The sequence below is a fragment of the Pseudomonas sp. CH235 genome (assembly GCF_004368175.1).
Lineage (GTDB): Bacteria > Pseudomonadota > Gammaproteobacteria > Pseudomonadales > Pseudomonadaceae > Aquipseudomonas > Aquipseudomonas paraglycinae.
Map to the genome: position 1 here is coordinate 14292 of NZ_RRZJ01000036.1, position 17308 is coordinate 31599.

The following is a 17308-nucleotide window of genomic DNA, read 5'->3' on the forward strand; positions in this document are numbered from 1 at the left end:
AAAGGGCCTGCAATTGCAGGCCCTTTCTCATTGGGTGGCTTGGAAAATCAGCGCATCAACTGTTGATCGCTGCCTGTTCGTTCTCGTCAAACTCTTCCGCCAACAGCTTGTCATTGGCTTTGCTTGTGAATGGCACCACAGCGGCTCGCGGTTTGCCGCGCAGTTTGCCAAACAGGTGCTCCAGCGCGTGCTCCAGTTTTTCGGCTGCACCATCGATCGCCTGTTCCAGCGAATCGGCTTTGTGGGTGACGGAAATCGGTTGATGGCCTTTTGGCCGCGCTTCCAGTTGGCAGCGCAAATCATGAGGACCTGGTTTGTCACCGTTCTCGTCGCTCAGATGGACTTCGACACGGGTCAGGTCTTCCTCATAACGGTCGAGCGTGCTCTCAATTGTGGTTCGTACCCACTCCTCCAGTCGTTTGCTGCTTTGAATATGGTTGTCGCTGTTGACTTGGATTTGCATAGTTCATCCCTTATTTCAGCTAGCTCGCAAGAGGCCTGGAACAGGATTTCGTGACCTCTTGATTACAACAATCGGCCCGCCGGACGAACATTTCAACCCCTTAAAAAAGATAAATATTCATTCGCAAAAAAAGCCGGACAACCGAGTAAAGCGCTGGTAAGGTCGGGAGTTGGGTCGCCCCGCCCCTCCGAAAAATCTGCTCACAATTGGCCATCACCCAACGGGTGCAGGCTGCGAAAAATCCCCGCCTCTTCCACCAGCCAGTCATGCACCGCCCGCACACCCGGATGGCTCAACGCCCCCGGCGCATAAAGCAATACGTAGCGCTTGTGATTGGGCACCGAAATCCCGAACGGCACGATCAATGTCCCTCGCTCCAGCTCATCGTTGAGCAGCGTACGCCGGGCAATCGCCACGCCCATGCCGGCAATCGCCGCTTCGATGGTCAGGTGGTTGCGATTGAACGTGTGCCCGCGCCGCACATCGGCGCCCTCGAAACCGATGGCATTCAGATAAAACTCCCACTCCGCGTATTCATAACTGCCGCGCCAGGCGGTGATGTCGTGCAGCAGCGGGAAATGCACCAGATCCGCCGGCCCGTGCAGCGGCGGCCGTCCGCGCAGCAGGCCCGGTGCGCACACCGGGAAAATCTGCTCATCGAGCAAGGCTGTGGATAACAGTCCCGGATAACTGCCGTCGTTCAGGTCGATGGCCAGGTCGAAATCTCCTTCATGCAACGGCACGCTGCTGTCCTCGGCCACCAGCCGCAACTGGATGTCCGGATAACGCTGTTGCAGGCGTGGCAGGCGCGGGGTCAGCCATTTGCTGAGGAACGACGGAATCGAGCGCACCCGCAGAATCCCGCTGATCATCCCCGCATCGAGGCGACGCAATTCCGCGTCGATGCTGCCGTAAGCCTCGTTGACCGTGATCGCCAGTCGCTGTCCTTCCGCGCTCAACTCCACGCCCCGCGCACGGCGATGAAACAGGCGAAATCCCAGCCGCTCTTCCAGCTGTCGGATTTGCTGACTCACCGCCCCCGGCGTGATGTGCAGTTCTTCGGCACAACGGGTGAATGACAGGTGCCGCGCGGCACAGGAAAACACCTGCAGCCAGACGTAAGTCTGGGCATGCAATTGACGACTCATGGTTTAGTCCTGCTAAAGGCTTACTTAGGAAGTTTCGTTAGTCACGTCGAAGCGAGGTAGGCAGTATCGCCGACATTGCGCTTGTCCTACAAAAAATGGCAGCGATTCCTACTCCATTGCTTGTAAGGGTTTAGCATGGCTATCAGTGTTTTCGATCTATTCAAAGTCGGCATCGGCCCGTCCAGCTCCCACACCGTCGGCCCGATGCGCGCCGCCGCGACCTTCGCCCAAGCCCTGATCGACCAGCATTTGCTGAACGATGTGCAGCGGGTGGAAATCCGTTTGTACGGCTCGCTTTCGGCCACCGGCGTCGGCCATGCCACTGACCGCGCAACGGTCATGGGTTTGATGGGCGAATGGCCGGACAGCATCGATCCGTCGACCATCGAGCCACGCATCCAGCAACTGCGCGAAACCGGCCAACTGTCCCTCGCCGGTAAACGCTCGGTTCCCTTCAACTGGCAGCACGATCTCCTGCTGCTGGACGAGAGCCTGCCCTACCACCCCAACGCCATGTCGCTGACAGCCTCCGGTGCATCCGGCGAACTGTTCGAGCAAACGTACTACTCGGTCGGCGGCGGTTTCATCATCGAAGCGGCCGAAGCCGAATCCGGTGTGGCGCCGGCCGGCGACGTCGAGTTGCCTTACGAATTCTCCAGCGCCGTCGAACTGCTGGCGCTGTGCAAGCAGCACAACCTGCGGGTGTCCGAACTGATGATGGCCAACGAACGGGCCTGGCGCAGCGACGCCGAGATCCGCCAGGGCCTGCTGCACATCTGGTCGGTGATGCGCGAATGCGTCGAGCAAGGCTTGCGCCACGAGGGCATCCTGCCCGGCGGTCTGAATGTGCCGCGTCGTGCGGCGAAATTGCACCGCAGCCTGCTGGAAATCGGCAAGCCGAACGTCATCAGTTCGACCCTGTCGGCGATGGAGTGGGTCAACCTGTTCGCCCTCGCCGTCAACGAAGAGAACGCCGCCGGCGGGCGCATGGTGACCGCGCCGACCAACGGTGCCGCCGGGATCATCCCGGCCGTCCTGCACTACTACATGAAATTCAATCCGGATGCGTCGGACGACGACGTGGTTGCGTTCTTTCTGGGCGCGGCAGCGGTCGGCATCCTGTGCAAGAAAAACGCTTCGATTTCCGGTGCCGAAGTCGGCTGCCAGGGTGAAGTCGGCTCCGCCTGTGCGATGGCCGCTGCAGGTCTGGCCGATGTGCTCGGCGCCACCCCGGAGCAACTGGAAAACGCCGCCGAAATCGGCCTGGAACACAACCTCGGTCTGACCTGCGACCCGGTTGGCGGGCTCGTACAGGTGCCGTGCATCGAGCGCAACGCCATCGCTGCGGTGAAGGCGATCAACGCCACGCAAATGGCCCTGCGCGGCGACGGCAAACACTTCATTTCTCTCGACCGGGTGATCCGCACCATGCGCGATACCGGCGCCGACATGCATGACAAATACAAAGAGACTTCACGGGGCGGCCTGGCCGTGAGCTGGGTGGAGTGCTGAGGAGCGCTCCCTGACCGCCCGTAACACGTGAGCCCGAGCAAGAATAATAACGAGGCAAAAACGATGACCGATGTACGCACACCTGCTGCCGAAAATCCCGCTGTAGACCGCACACGCAATAACGAAACCACCCACAAGGGCTGGAGCAAATTCGACACCACCTGGATGCTCGGTCTGTATGGCACCGCCATCGGCGCCGGCACTTTGTTTCTGCCGATCAACGCCGGTGTTGGCGGCTTCTGGCCGTTGCTGATCCTGGCGTTGCTGGCGTTCCCGATGACCTTCTTCGCGCACCGGGGCCTGACCCGCTTCGTGCTGTCGGGCCGCTCCGGTGACATCACCGAAGTGGTGGAAGAACACTTCGGCATCGGCGCCGGCAAGCTGATCACGCTGCTGTATTTCTTCGCGATCTTCCCGATCCTGCTGGTGTACAGCGTGGCGCTGACCAACACCCTCAGCAGCTTCCTCGAACATCAATTGCACATCGCCCCGCCGCCGCGCGCGGTGCTGTCGCTGGCGCTGATCCTCGGTCTGATGGCCATCGTCCGTTGCGGTCAGAGCGTGATCGTCAAAGCCATGAGCGTGCTGGTCTATCCGTTCGTCGCCGCGCTGCTGTTGCTCGGCATCAGCCTGATACCGAACTGGAACGGCGCATTCTTCGCCAGTGCTCAACAACCGATGGAAATGTCGGTGTTCCTCAAGACCCTGTGGCTGGCGATCCCGGTGATGGTGTTCTCGTTCAACCATTCGCCGATCATTTCCGCGTTCGCGGTTGAGCAGAAACAGCGCTATGGCGAACAGGCCGAACGCAAGAGCAGCGGCATTCTCGCCATGGCTCACGGCATGATGGTGGTGACGGTGATGTTCTTCTGCTTCAGTTGCGTGCTGGCGCTGTCGCCGGCGGACCTGGCAGCGGCCAAGGCGCAGAACATTTCGATCCTGTCGTACCTGGCCAACCACTTCCAGACCCCGGTCATCGCTTACGCCGCGCCGCTGATTGCGCTGGTGGCGATCACCAAATCCTTCCTCGGCCACTACATCGGCGCCAGCGAAGGCTTCCAGGGCATGATCGTCAAAAGCCTGCGCAGCCGTGGCCGGGTGATGTCGGCGAGCTGGCTGAACCGTGCGACCGCACTGTTCATGATCCTCAGCTGCTGGGCCGTGGCGACCTTCAACCCGAGCATCCTCGGCATGATCGAAACCCTCGGCGGGCCGGTGATTGCCTGCCTGCTGTTCCTGATGCCGATGTACGCCATCCGCCGTGTGCCGGCCTTGCGCCAGTATTCGGGCCAGGCGTCCAACGTGTTCGTGGTGTTGATCGGCCTGATTGCACTGTCTGCGATCATCTACTCGGTTCTGCCCTGAAACGGGCCGCAAACGAAGAAGGCGAGCCAGGGGCTCGCCTTCTTTTTGGCCGGTTTCATTGTTCGACAATATTCCCGGCATGTCCCTTGCTACATCGCTGAAGGAGACAGGACCACGGAAAGGCCGATGGTCAGGTTTGGCGAACCAACCCGATCAAGGCCGGTCAACAACTGCACGTTCAATCAGGCGGTGACGCATCATGGACAATCCTTTTCAGATCATTACCGATGCCTTCGCGCCGGACTATCAGATCAACCTGAGCATTCAGGGGCTCGACGGCAGCATCATGCTGACCCTCTCCAAAAGCGGGCGGATCGTCGCCAAACGGATGATCAGCGCCGAACAGCGCAATGACCCCAAGCGCCTCAAACGCCTGGTGCAAAGCATTCAGTTCGGCATTGCCATCGAACAGGGCCATAGCGCCATGGCGGTACTCGATGCCATGACCCGCGGCGACGCAATCACCCCGCCACCACGCGGGGTCAAGCACCAACCCCGGCCGACCGCCGGTCTTTAGAGTTCGCCCTTCTCCACTTCCGGATGTTCACTGGAACCCGTGCCGATCTTGCGGTGCGGGTTCTCGATTTTCACCGAAGGGAATTGCGAGGAGGCGTAACGCACCACCAGAATCGAGAATGCGAGCAGCAGAATCCCGCCGCACAGGTAAATGATCCCCATGTCCGGCGGATTGTGGTGCGAGACGTTGGAGATCAGCAGGCGCGTCAGTGCCGTGATCGCCACGTAGATCAGGAAGCGCACCGGCATGTGGTTGGTCTTGAAGTAAATCCCGACCATCGCCCCCAGTTCCAGATAGATGAACAGCAACAGAATGTCATCGATCTTGATGTGCCCTTCCTCGAGCATCCCGAGAAACTCCATCACCGCCGCCCATGCGGTTACCGCACCAATGGCGAACAGCGCCAGGTAGTGGAAGGTCTCGACGAACAGGTTGCCCAGGGACTCGGCCAGTTGATGCACGTTTTGCCGCAGTTTCTCGGCCCAGTTGATTTTCACGATGAAGGTTCCTTAGCCCGGTTCGAGCGGATGTTGCTTGCTGGACGTGACGGTTATTGCGCACGTACGCAGATGCATGCAGAAAAGAGGCCACGCCATCATGGCGAGCCGCCGCGAAACCTGCGCCGTGGCGTTTGGTCGCACCTGTGCGCAGGCGTCGGGCTGACAAAATCCGAATCCGGTCTACATTAAAAAGCCACTACCCAAAGCGCAGGGATTCGCTTATCCTTTTCGCTGTATATAGATACAGTAGTCGCAAAGACAACTTAATGTGAAGGCATGTGAGGTGGTGAATGGCCGTCGAAGTGGTATACCGCAGCAGCCGAGATCTGGAGCGCTTGTTCATGGATAAAGCCGAAGCTGACCGTCATGACAAAATGCTCGAACTGGCCGAACTGTTGGCCGAAGTGCTGGAAAAAGCCGTTCCTTCGTTGAGCGAGCAGCAAGTGGAAGAAGTCGGGATCTTCATGGCGAAGAACCGCGATGTGTTCGCCCGGGCGTTCAAGAGCCAGCCTGATGCCCTGTCGGAGCTGATCAACGCACCGGCGGCACCGGTTGTGGCAACCGAGCCAGCAGACGTGGCTGAACCGGTAGAAGCGCCAGCCAAACCTGCCAAAGCGGCAAAGGCTGCGAAGTAATTGAAGCCTCTGAATTGAATAGCCCCTGAGTTGAAAGACTCAGGGGCTTTTTCATGTCCGGACAAACCTCAGCGGTACAACACCTTTTCCGCCAGTTCGTCCGCCACCCGCGCGGGTGAACGTTTTTCCGCCTGGGCGTGGGCGAAGACTTCGGTCAGGCGCGAACTGATCTTCGACAGGTGCGCGGTGATGGTCGTCAGTTCTTCGCCGCGATGCTTGAGGGAAACGTAGATCAGCCCGCCGGCATTGATCACGTAATCCGGCGCATACAGGATGCCGCGTCGTTCCAGTTGATCAGCGACATCCAGGTGCGTCAGCTGATTGTTGGCCGAGCCCGCCACCGCAGAGCAGCGCAACTGGGTGACCGTGTGGCTGTTGAGCACACCGCCGAGGCCGCACGGCGCGAGGATGTCGCACGGCGTACTGAGCAATGCGTCGTTGGCAATCGGGTGTGCGTTGAGCTGTTCCATCGCCAGTTGCACCTTGCCGTGGTCGATGTCACTGACCAGCAGTTCGGCACCGGCAGCGTGCAGCTGTTCAGCGAGGGCATAACCAACATTGCCCAGCCCCTGGATCGCCACGCGCAAGCCTTCTAGGTTGTCGCTGCCCAGCCGCGCCATGGCCGTGGCGCGAATTCCGGTGAACACGCCCATCGCCGCATGCGGCGCCGGGTCGCCGGCGGAGGTGGTGCTGGTGACATGCTGGGTCTGCTGGGCAATGCAGTCCATGTCCGCCACCGAAGTGCCGCTGTCGATGGCGGTGATGTAGCGCCCGTCGAGCTGATCGATGCAACGACCGAACGCCTCGAACAGTGCGGCGCGGTTTTCCACATGGGCCGGCCGCACGATCACGGCCACCCCGCCACCCTGGGCGAGTCCGGCCAATGCAGCCTTGTAGCTCATGCCCTGGGCCAGGCGTATGGCGTCCTCGACTGCGGATTCGTCGTTCGGGTAGGCAAGATAACGACACCCGCCCAGGGCAGGCCCGAGGCGACTGTTATGAATGGCAATGACCGCCTTCAATCCGGACACCGGATCAACGCTAAGGTGCAGCGATTCCAGGCGAGTGCTTTGCATGAGAGCGAACATCGGCAGGCTCCCGAATCACTTCTGGTAGACGCCAGTATAGGCTTGCGCCTGAAAATTGCTGAAGCGCGCCGGAATAAGCGCCGCCACTGATCGGAGGCTTGTGGCATAACCCGATGGCAGAGCGGCCCGGCACTGGACGAATGGCAAAGACGGGGCTAAAACGAGGCATGCCCCGGAGATTGAGATGAGTCCGCGCCAACGTTTTTTCGAATGTCTGCACCGTTCACCGCCCGCGCTGTTCGAAGCCGCGTTGTGGATGGCCGCCGAACACGACAAACAAGTCGATCCCGAAGCGCTGTTGCAGGAATTCAAGGAACTGCAACAGCGGGTCAGCTATGGCTTGCCGTTGCTGCCGGTCAGCGAACTGGCGCAACCTTTGTTGCGGCGGATGACCGATCTGGGCTTCGCGCAAGATGATTTCATACCGCTGCGTCCACAGGCCGCAATGGTGCACAAAGTCATGCAGACCAAACGCGGCCAGCCGCTGGCGCTGGCATTGATCGCTCTGGAACTGGCCCGTGGCCTGGAGATTCCGCTGGTCGGGGTGAACTTCCCCGGACATTTCCTGCTTAAGGTTCCCGGGGCCGATCACCTGCTCGATCCCTGCGGCGGACGGCGTCTGTATCCGAACGATTGCCGCGAACTGCTGCACCGCCAGTACGGCCACCAGATGAAACTCAGCGCCGATCACCTGCTGACTGCCGAACCGGTGCAGATGCTTCAGCGCCTGTCACGCAACCTGCGCCAGTTGCACCTGACCCACGACGACTTCATCGCCGCGTTGATCGATGCCGAGCGCGTGCTCGAACTGGGCAATGCCAGCGCCGCCGACTATCTGGCCCGGGCCAGTCTGTACCAGCGCCTCGATTGCCCAAACGCCGAGCGTTTCGATCTGGAGCACGCGCTATTGCTCAGTGACGACCCGATTCAGCGACTTCGCCTGACGGAACGGCTGGGGCATCTGCCACCGAACGCGGTTGTCCACTGAACAGCGCAGTGGCTGGCGAACGCACCTGAATAATCAGCAACGCCGCAATCACCGCCGGAATCGCGCAGAAGAAGAAAATCTGCTCCACCGGAATGTGCATTGCCAGCAACAGGCTGCCGAACAGCGGCCCGAGAATCGAGCCGAAGCGCCCTACCCCCAGCGCCCAACCGGTGCCGGTGGCGCGCACGTGGGCCGGATAGAAATTGCTGGCGAACGCATTGAGCGTCAGTTGCCCGCCGATGATGCAGAAGCCCGCCGCAAACACACAGGCCACCAGATAGCGCGGATTGTCGTGATTAAGGCCCAGCAGGATCGTGCACACCGCCGCGCCAGCCAATACGCCGGACAACAGTCGTACTTTGCTTTTCAAACGGTCGGCGAACCACGCCATGCAAATTGCGCCGAGCGTGCCGGCGAACAGGAACATCGACGTCACCAGGTTCGCTTCATTGAGTTTCAAGCCACTTTCCAGCAGCAGTGACGGCAGCCAGCTGATCATGAAATACAGCAGGATCAGGCTGACGAAAAACGTCGCCCAGATCAGCAAGGTCGGGCGTGCGTAACCGTTGCGGAACAACTCCACCACGGTCAGTTTGCTGCCCTGCTCGCGTTCGTTCTGCTCGACCGATGCGGCCGGTGGCTGCCAGTCCGGCAGCATCCGCGCGGTGACCTTGCGCAGGCGTGCGTAGGGCGGCGCGTCACGCAGCAGTCGTGGCAAGGATTCCGGCAGCATCCACCAGAGAAACGGAAACAGCAGCAACGGCGTGACACCGCCGGCGAGGAACACTGCCTGCCAACCGAAACGATCGATGAAACCGGCCGCGACAAAACCACCCGCCGCACCGCCGAATGAAAAGCCGCACGCCGCCAGCGTGACCATCAACGTGCGCAGGCGAGGCGGTGAATATTCCGACATCAACGCCATGGCGCTGGGCATCGCGCCGCCCATGCCGATGCCGCAGATGAAGCGCGCGATCATCAGGGTATTCAGGGAATCGGCGAACACCATCAGGACGGTGAGACTGGCGTAGATCAGCACGCAGGCGAGCAGAATCCGTCGAACGCCGAAGCGGTCGGCCAGCGGCGTCACGGCGAGAGAGCCGAGGGTCAGACCCAGCAAGTTGGCGCTGAACACCGGGCCGAACGCGGATTTTTCCAGACCCCAGTCCTGCGCCAGCGCCGGCACCACGTAACCGAGCACCTGGGCGTCATAGCCGTCGGTGACCAGCAGCAAGGCAAGAAGAATCAGGAGTAACCACTGAAAGCGGGACACAGGACGGGCGTCGAGTGCCGCCCGGAAGCTGGCAATCTGGTTGTGCATCGCAAGGTACCTGTTTTGTTTTTATGATTTTTTGCGGGTAACCGGAATGGCTCCCGTGTGCTGCACGGGAGCCATCAAACGCTACTTCGGGGTGTCCGGCTGATTCGCCGGATGCGCCGCAATGAACGCCGGATGCTCAGCGGCCAACGCGGCCACCCGACGAATCCGTGGAAACGCCTCCAGCGAAACGTTGAACCGCTCGGCCGCGTACAGCTGTGGAATCAGGTACACGTCCGCCACGCACGGCCACTCGCCGAAACAGAAGCCGCTGTCGCCGATCAACTGCTCCACCGTCGCCAGCCCCTGACTGATCCAGTGGCCGATCCACTCGTTCACCTGCGGCTCGTCATGCCCCAGACCGCGCAGGCGATTGAGCACGCTGACGTTGTGCAACGGATGCACATCGCAGCCGATCACCGCCGCGACGCCGCGCACCTGGGCGCGGGCAACAAGGTCTTCGGGCAGCAACGGCACCTGTGGATAACGTTCTTCCAGATACTCGATGATCGCCGGTGACTGAATCAGCAACTTGCCTTCGTCAGTACGCAGCGCCGGCACCCGGCCCTGGGGATTGATCGCCAGGTACACCGGTTGCCGATGCTCGCCACCCGGCGGTGCGATCAGGTTGACCGGCAACGCCTGATAGTCGAGGCCCTTGAGGGCCAGCGCGATCCGCACCCGGTACGACGAGGTGGAACGGTAATAGGTGTAGAGATCCATGAGCCGCTCCTGTCAGCGTGCCGCCAGCACGGTGCCACGGCATTCGCCGAAGCCGATCGAAGCAAAACCTTCGCGGGCGCAGCGGGCGCGCAGGATGATTTCGTCACCGTCTTCAAGGAATTTGCGCACCTCACCGGAGGCCAGTTCGATCGGCTTTTTACCGCCCTCGGTGATTTCCAGCAGGCTGCCGAACTGACCGTTTTCAGGGCCGGACAAGGTGCCCGAACCGAACAGGTCACCGGCCTGCAACTGGCAACCGTTGACACTGTGGTGCGCAACCATTTGCGCGACAGTCCAGTACATGTAGCGGGTGTTGCTCAGGGTCAGGCGATGGGCCGGCAGATTCTGCTCGCGCATTTTCTCGGTGAGCAGCAGCACTTCCAGCTCGATGTCGAAACCACCACCCTCCTGATCGCGCTTGTCGAGCAGGTACGGCAGCGGCTGCGGGTCACCTTGCGGACGCGCCGGCTGCGCGGTACGGAATGGCGCCAGCGCTTCGGCGGTCACCACCCATGGCGAGACACTGGTGATGAAGCTCTTGGACAGGAACGGGCCGAGCGGCTGGTATTCCCAGGCCTGGATGTCACGGGCGGACCAATCGTTGAGCAGGCAGAAACCGGCAATGTGTTCAGCAGCGTCACCGATGGCGATCGGCTCGCCCATCTCGTTGCCCTGACCGATCCAGATCCCCAGTTCCAGCTCATAGTCCAGCCGTGCGCACGGGCCGAAGGTCGGCTCGGTAGCGCCGGCCGGCAGGGTCTGGCCTTTCGGGCGGCGCACGTCGGCACCGGAGGCGCGCACGGTAGACGCACGACCGTGGTAGCCGATCGGCACGTGTTTGTAGTTCGGCAGCAGCGGGTTGTCCGGACGGAACAGTTTGCCGACGTTCTGCGCGTGTTCGATGCCGACGTAGAAGTCGGTGTAGTCGCTGATGCGCGCCGGCAGGTGCAGCTGGCAATCGGCAGCCAGCGGCAGCAGTTTCACGCCCTGGGCTTCAATGTTGCCGCGATGAGTGCTGCCCTCGCTGAGCAGTTCCAGCAGACGTTCGCGCAAGGCAACGCGGGCGTCGCGGCCGAGTTCGAAGAACGCGTTCAACTGACCGCCGCGCATGGCTTCGACGGCACTGCGCGCGACGCCGTCGAACAGACCGGCCTCCAGCGCCACTTGCAGATCGAAGATGTGTTCGCCAATCGCCACGCCCGCGCGCGGTGCCGAGCCGTCGATGCTGAACACGCCCAGCGGCAGGTTCTGCAGCGGGAATTCGGTGTGGTCGTTGGCCGAAGCGACCCAACTGCGGGTGATGGAATTCTGAGTCATGGGTTATCTCCGGGTCAGGTCGAACGTGGCGGGCAGCGTGGCCCAGCAGGCGTCGTAAGTGGATTGCAGTTGCGGGCAGTCGAGGGCGAAGCGGCTTGGGCGCAGCACCTGGCTGGTCTCGAACATGAAGGCCATGGTGTTGTCGATCTTGGCCGGCTTGAGGTCCGCGTTGATGGCTTTGGTGCAGGTCTCGCCGTCCGGGCCGTGGGCGCTCATGCAGCTGTGCAGGGACGCGCCGCCGGGCAGGAAGCCTTCGGCTTTGGCGTCGTACTCGCCCTGGATCAGGCCCATGAATTCGTTCATCAGGTTGCGGTGGAACCACGGCGGACGGAAGGTGTTCTCGGCCACCATCCAGCGCGGCGGGAAGATCACGAAGTCGAGGTTGGCCAGGCCGTGGACGCTGGTCGGCGAGGTCAGCACGGTGAAGATCGACGGATCCGGGTGATCGAAACTGACGGTGCCGATGGTGTTGAAGCGGCGCAGGTCATATTTGTACGGCACGTTGTTGCCGTGCCAGGCGACCACGTTCAGCGGCGAGTGATTGAGTTCGGTGCCCCACAACTGGCCGAGGAACTTCTGCACCAGGGTGGTCGGTTGTTGCAGGTTTTCGTAGGCGGCCACCGGGGTCAGGAAGTCCCGCGGATTGGCCAGGCCGTTACTGCCGATCGGCCCCAGATCCGGCAGACGCAATGGCGCGCCATGGTTCTCGGCGACGTAGCCGCGCGCTTGCGGATCTAGCAGTTCGACGCGGAATTTCAGGCCCCGTGGCAACACGGCGATTTCCAGCGGCGCCACTTCCAGTACACCCAGTTCGGTGGCGATGCGCAGGCGCCCGAGTTGCGGCACCAGCAGCAGCTCGCCGTCGGCGTTGAAGAAAACGCGCTCCATCGAACGGTTGGCGCAGTAGTGATAGATGCTGATGCCGGCCGGTTTTTCGGCGGCGGAGTTGGCCGCCATGCTCACCAGACCGTCGATGAAATCTGTCGGTTCGGCCGGGATCTCCAGCGGGTTCCAGCGCAGGCGATTGGGGGTCACTTCACCCAATGGTCCGCCCGCCAGTTGCCGCTCCAGTTTGACGAATGCCGGGTGATTGGCCGACGGCTGGATCCGGTACATCCACGTGCGCCGCGCTTCACTACGGGTCATGGTGAACGCGGTGCCGGAGAACAGTTCGGTGTACAGACCGTAAGGGGCTTTCTGCGGGGAGTTCTGGCCGACGGGCAGTGCGCCGGGCAACGCTTCGGAGCTGAATTCATTGCCGAAACCGGACTGGTAAGCCAGGGCTGAATCGAGGTTCATGGAGCCTCCTGAACAGGGAGTCGGCATGGCCGGACGCTCTGGATCGGAGGTCTTGGCACGCCGGGGTTATTTTTATCGTAATTCAATTACGCATAACGTAATTTGCTCGCTATCCAGCGTCAAGCTATAAAGACGCCCATTCGTTCCGGGACACGGCAGCACCATGGAAAAAACCAGCGACAGCAACGGCAAACAGAAAGTCCGCTCCGCCGAAGTCGGCACCGACATCCTCAAGGCCCTGGCCGAGTTGTCGCCGTCCACTTCGCTGTCGCGTCTGGCCGAACATGTGCAGATGCCCGCGAGCAAGGTTCACCGTTATCTGCAGGCCTTGATTGCCAGCGGTTTCGCAGAACAGAACACTGCCACCAACCACTACGGTCTCGGCCGTGAAGCGCTGCGCGTGGGCCTCGCTGCTCTGAACAGTATGGACGTGCTGAAAGTCGCCGCTCTGCCACTGGCCGAGTTGCGCGACGAACTCAACGAAACCTGTTTCCTGGCGGTGTGGGGCAATCAGGGCGCGACCGTGGTGCACATCGAACCGGCGGTGCGCGCGGTGACGGTGGTGACGCAATTGGGCTCGGTGTTGCCGCTGCTCAGTTCCTCCACCGGTCTGGTGTTCGGCGCTTATCTGCCGCACCGGGAAACCGACGAATTGCGCGAACAGGAAATCGCCAGCGGCGGCCATCCGCTGGCAGACGAAAAAGCCTATGCGGCGTTGTGCGAGCAGATCCGCGAACGCGGTCTGCATCATGTCCACGGCTTGCTGATGCCCGGCGTCGATGCCCTGTCGGCACCGGTGTTCAACGCCCTCGGGCAGGTCGCGGCGGTGTTGACCATCGTCGGCCCGACCTCGCTTTTCCACGCCGACGAAAACGGCCCGGCGGCGCAGCGGTTATTGGCTGCGACGCGGGCCGTGAGCTGGCGGATGGGTTATCAGCCAGATTGATGAGGCAAGGGGTCAGCCGATGATTCGGGTTTTACTGTCCGCGATCACATAGGGAGAAGCCACGGCGGTGACATAACCAATGCCCACTGGCACCCCGGTCGCGGTCGATACGATCTCGGAAATATCCTTGACTCGCGACAGCAGCCCCACCGCCGAAACAGATCCGCCAACGCCAGCCACAATCCCCACATACAGGAGAATGGAGCTTCTCCAGGCCGAGGCGAGATGGTTCTTGCCGGCTTCGTCATCCCCCAGGCTGTAGGCAACGATGCCCTGGACGATCGACCGTGTGATGCGCACGATGCTGTTCACCAATCCCACCGGCGGGACAAACAGCGAGACGATATCCACCGCAAGCTCGGTGATCACCATGACCGTGTTCCAGAAACGCTCGGCAGGTGTGGTGGTTTGATAGTCAACGTCGCTGAGCACACGGGAAATCATGCTGTCGAATTCGAACTTGAAATGGGTCACGACAGAACTGTTGTTCAACGCCGGGGTTGGGAGAGCGCCTGACGCGTTCTGGCAGCGAATGACAAAGTTCTGTACGACACTCCTGTGTTCGAGCCTGGTCAGTGCAATAACGTGATTTCCCAGGTCGGCGTCCTTGAGCCCCAGTGTCAAGGACTCCAGCGGACGGAAACTCATGCCATCCGGAGCCTTCGGAACATAGACCAGCAGCTGCAGTTTCCCTGCCACCCGGCGTCCAAACGTATAAGCGCCCTCGATGCGTCGCCCTTCAAGAACCAGCGTGTAGATACCGTCCTGCGGGGTAGTGCCCGGCTTGAACGGATCCAGTTCATGAGGACGGTCATGATCGAGCCCGTCGACCAGTCCCGCCAGCCAGTTGAACTGTTCGGCGGACAAAGAGCCCTGCATCTTCTGGGTCAATGCCGCCCTGAGCATTTCGTTCTGCTTGAGCTTGCAGAACAGTTTCGCCTTGAGATCCAGCGACGCGCCGTTGGCGAAACGGTCGACCAGATGCCACTCATACATCATGCCCGGCCGCAAACCGATCAACGATTTGACGACCGTCGCATTCAGACCGCCCAGTGAAGAACCTTCCCTGGAGACGAATGCCACCTGATCATCGTCTGGCCAAAGCTGCCATTGAATGAAGAGATGGGTGAGCGTCATCCAGTCCTGCCCTTTCACCTTGACATCAACGCGATCAGGATCGATCAACGGATGGTTCGGGTCAGAACGACGCAGATGGCTGTTCAACCGTTCCATCACCTGGTCTCGTGAAAAAGAAACCAACGTGGGGATATTAAGCTCCTCTTTCGAGAGTTCGTAGAGCGCCCTGAAATCCGTGTTCAATCGGGTAAGCATCTCGCGATCGCGCGCCGCCGCACTCCTGTACCAGGCAGGAGTAGCCACCTGTTCCTCGGCAATTTCCCAATCGATGATTTCATGAATGGCCCCCATCAGCGGCCCGTCTTCGTGCCCCCGGTTCCACTCCACCAGGGTGACACCGCCCCACCACCATGGCTGAAACACAGGGCCCGGTTCGTCATAAGAGAGCTCGTCTTTCACGAAAGCTGCGCGGTCCTTGCTGAAAGCCTGACCGGTCAGGAATTCACGATCACGTGGCTCGAATCCCCAAGAGATGAACTGGCGCTTCAACCCCGTCAGATCGGAGAATTCGTACCACTGTTGCCCGGTCTGGGCACCCGGCGCATACAGCACATGTAATTGACGGTCTGGCGCAGCTCCCCTTGCACGAAACGCAATCATGTCCCTGAACGGCCTGTAGCGCTGACGAAACGCAACGCCAAACGCTTCGACTCCCGGGTCGCCATACAGATACCGCTGCACCATGTTCTGTGCTTGCGGGCCGATGTGTTTTTGCAGGACGGCGGCGAAGTGGCTGAGCGCAATTTCCTTCCCCAGGACTTCGCGCATGGCTTCGCGGATCCGCGCCTGTGCGAATCGCTGATTGCGCTCACTGGCATATTGCACACGCAGATCAAACTGGCGGATGGCGAGTTCGATACTGGAAGCCGTCAGTCGCGGATTGTTGTGAAAGGCTTCGAGCTTGATCGTGTAGGGAGCCGCCGTGTCATGCACGCCGTACATGAACAACTGCGTCAGGGTTTTACGCTCGACATGTTCGATACGCCGAGTGCCCATGCGCAACGAATGTTGCACTGTCACCCAGACAGTATCAGGGTCCACTCGCCGGGTATCGCCCGCGCTGATGTGGGTTTCGACAACACCGCGCACGTAGTCCTGAAAAGAAGATACCCCTTCCATGGCCTCATGCAGGCACACCTGCCCCCTGAGCAGTTCCTTTTCCAGAGAGGCGAACATTTCCTGATGGTTGGCGGTGGCATCCTTCAACCATTGCGGCCGGGCGTTTCGGTTCATCAGGGCCAGTAGTCTGGCGACCCGCCCCCGGGCAGCGTCGATGACCGCCTGCTGCTGAAGGGCGCTCTCGACCGAACGCACGAGAGCAGGCCGATCCCCGCCCGGCGCCTGTAACCGGCGAAGATGGTAAGCAACGTCGCGTTGTTGTTTTTCAAGAAGCTGGGCGGTGAGGGTCTGGAAGATTTCGCCTTGAATGTTCAGGTAACGGATATCCGGAACGCTGCCGACCTGCTCGGCATCTTCCTGTGAAACGCTCCTGAGCAGTTGTGCCCGGGTTTCTGCATTGCCCAGGCGTTGCTGCAACGCTTGATGCATCAAGGCGGCGGTGCGGAACGTTTCCAGGCCGTTCACGGAGGTGTAGAGCACTACCCATTCGTCATCGTCCAGAACCAGTTCGGGGATAGAGCGCCCCGTGAGGTAGGTGACAAAGCAGCCGGCCAGCGTTGCGAATCGACCATTTTCCAGTTGCAGTGAAAGACTGTAGGCCGGAGTCAAAGATGTGCCCTTGATAAAAACGGCATAGCTTTCCTCTACCTCCGGCCGAACGCCTTGCATCTGCACCGTCGCACCCAATTCCTGCCAGAACAGCGCTGCAAGGACATCCTGCAACTGACGCCGGCGCGAAGCCAGCTCACGCCCCTTGTCGTCCTTCCCCGAAGAAGCAGCCCAGTATTGCGCCAGCAAAGGTGTGTATTTCTGCGCCAGCGCCCCCAGCACATTACCGATCAAGGAACCGACGGCGACCACATCCAGCCCGTGAATCCGGTCCTCTTCATCCGTGGAGTCAGGCCAATCGAAGACGCCGTACAGACTGGCGTCATAGACGGGCGCATTACCGGACATCAGGCACTGCATGAACACGTCCATCAACAACCCGGTCGGTTGCGGATTCACAATCCCTGGACGCTGGGCGGTAATGTACGTTTTGCTGATATAGATATCCGGCGATAACTGTTGAAGTTCCTTTAACACCAGATCCTGTAAAAGCGATTTGAACGACGGTAGCGCCCCCAGTAAACCTTCCAGGTCGTCCCTGTTCTGATTGATTTTATTCAGATGCTTTTCCGCCGAGAAACTTTCCACTGCGCTCATGATAAAACTCCGTTATTACACGTATTA

At 60.6% G+C, this 17308-nt stretch carries 14 protein-coding genes and 1 pseudogene; 6 read left to right on the forward strand and 9 right to left on the reverse strand.

What is annotated here, in order from left to right:
* Positions 1–55 precede the first annotated feature (55 nt).
* Both EIY71_RS25405 and EIY71_RS25410 read right to left on the reverse strand, forming a co-directional pair.
* Entirely contained in the window at positions 56–463 is a 408-nt protein-coding gene (locus tag EIY71_RS25405) for an HPF/RaiA family ribosome-associated protein (protein WP_011332524.1), read from the reverse strand.
* Positions 464–663: 200 nt separating this feature from the next.
* A complete protein-coding gene (locus EIY71_RS25410) occupies positions 664–1611 on the reverse strand; it encodes a LysR substrate-binding domain-containing protein (protein WP_011332523.1) in 948 nt (315 codons plus the stop codon).
* A 135-nt stretch (positions 1612–1746) separates the two neighbouring features.
* Between EIY71_RS25410 and EIY71_RS25415 the strand changes: the two genes are divergently transcribed.
* The 3 genes from EIY71_RS25415 to EIY71_RS25425 all read left to right on the forward strand — a co-directional run bounded on the left by EIY71_RS25415 (position 1747) and on the right by EIY71_RS25425 (position 5005).
* Complete coding sequence (locus EIY71_RS25415; RefSeq protein WP_134023578.1) at positions 1747–3123, forward strand: L-serine ammonia-lyase; 1377 nt, start codon at positions 1747–1749, stop codon at positions 3121–3123.
* Positions 3124–3186: 63 nt separating this feature from the next.
* A complete protein-coding gene (locus EIY71_RS25420) occupies positions 3187–4488 on the forward strand; it encodes an HAAAP family serine/threonine permease (protein ID WP_134023580.1) in 1302 nt (433 codons plus the stop codon).
* Positions 4489–4687: 199 nt separating this feature from the next.
* A complete protein-coding gene (locus tag EIY71_RS25425; RefSeq protein WP_134023582.1) occupies positions 4688–5005 on the forward strand; it encodes a DUF3509 domain-containing protein in 318 nt (105 codons plus the stop codon).
* Here the strand turns inward: EIY71_RS25425 and EIY71_RS25430 are convergent.
* Positions 5002–5502, reverse strand: coding sequence for a phosphate-starvation-inducible protein PsiE (locus EIY71_RS25430; RefSeq protein ID WP_007957255.1), 501 nt, complete (start codon positions 5500–5502; stop codon positions 5002–5004). The genes EIY71_RS25425 and EIY71_RS25430 overlap by 4 nt on opposite strands.
* Positions 5503–5795: 293 nt before the next feature.
* On the opposite strand from EIY71_RS25430, the pseudogene EIY71_RS25435 reads away from it, so the two are divergent.
* Positions 5796–6053: pseudogene (locus EIY71_RS25435) on the forward strand (YebG family protein); the annotation flags it as partial.
* A gap of 155 nt (positions 6054–6208) precedes the next feature.
* Here EIY71_RS25435 and EIY71_RS25440 read toward each other — a convergent pair.
* Entirely contained in the window at positions 6209–7228 is a 1020-nt protein-coding gene (locus EIY71_RS25440; RefSeq protein ID WP_011332519.1) for a Glu/Leu/Phe/Val dehydrogenase dimerization domain-containing protein, read from the reverse strand.
* A 184-nt stretch (positions 7229–7412) separates the two neighbouring features.
* Here EIY71_RS25440 and EIY71_RS25445 point away from each other — a divergent pair, with 184 nt between their 5' ends.
* Positions 7413–8216 carry a SirB1 family protein gene (locus EIY71_RS25445; RefSeq protein WP_134023583.1) on the forward strand — a complete coding sequence of 268 codons (804 nt, stop codon included), beginning with the start codon at positions 7413–7415 and terminating at the stop codon, positions 8214–8216.
* Here EIY71_RS25445 and EIY71_RS25450 read toward each other — a convergent pair.
* The 4 genes from EIY71_RS25450 to hmgA all read right to left on the reverse strand — a co-directional run bounded on the left by EIY71_RS25450 (position 8140) and on the right by hmgA (position 12873).
* Complete coding sequence (locus tag EIY71_RS25450) at positions 8140–9537, reverse strand: aromatic acid/H+ symport family MFS transporter (RefSeq protein ID WP_134023585.1); 1398 nt, start codon at positions 9535–9537, stop codon at positions 8140–8142. The two genes, EIY71_RS25445 and EIY71_RS25450, sit on opposite strands and share 77 nt — an antisense overlap.
* 81 nt (positions 9538–9618) lie before the next feature.
* Positions 9619–10257, reverse strand: coding sequence for a maleylacetoacetate isomerase (gene maiA / locus EIY71_RS25455; RefSeq protein WP_102686889.1), 639 nt, complete (start codon positions 10255–10257; stop codon positions 9619–9621).
* 12 nt (positions 10258–10269) lie between these two features.
* Positions 10270–11574, reverse strand: a complete 1305-nt coding sequence (gene fahA, locus EIY71_RS25460; protein WP_102686888.1) for a fumarylacetoacetase — start codon at positions 11572–11574, stop codon at positions 10270–10272.
* Between the two features lie 3 nt (positions 11575–11577).
* Complete coding sequence (hmgA, locus tag EIY71_RS25465; RefSeq protein WP_134023587.1) at positions 11578–12873, reverse strand: homogentisate 1,2-dioxygenase; 1296 nt, start codon at positions 12871–12873, stop codon at positions 11578–11580.
* A gap of 163 nt (positions 12874–13036) precedes the next feature.
* Here hmgA and EIY71_RS25470 point away from each other — a divergent pair, with 163 nt between their 5' ends.
* Positions 13037–13819, forward strand: a complete 783-nt coding sequence (locus EIY71_RS25470; protein ID WP_085746960.1) for an IclR family transcriptional regulator — start codon at positions 13037–13039, stop codon at positions 13817–13819.
* 12 nt (positions 13820–13831) lie between these two features.
* Here EIY71_RS25470 and EIY71_RS25475 read toward each other — a convergent pair whose 3' ends face one another.
* The gene (locus tag EIY71_RS25475; protein WP_134023589.1) at positions 13832–17281 is read right to left on the reverse strand and encodes a dermonecrotic toxin domain-containing protein; all 3450 of its coding nucleotides are present in this window, start codon (positions 17279–17281) and stop codon (positions 13832–13834) included.
* Between the last annotated feature and the right edge of the window lie 27 nt (positions 17282–17308).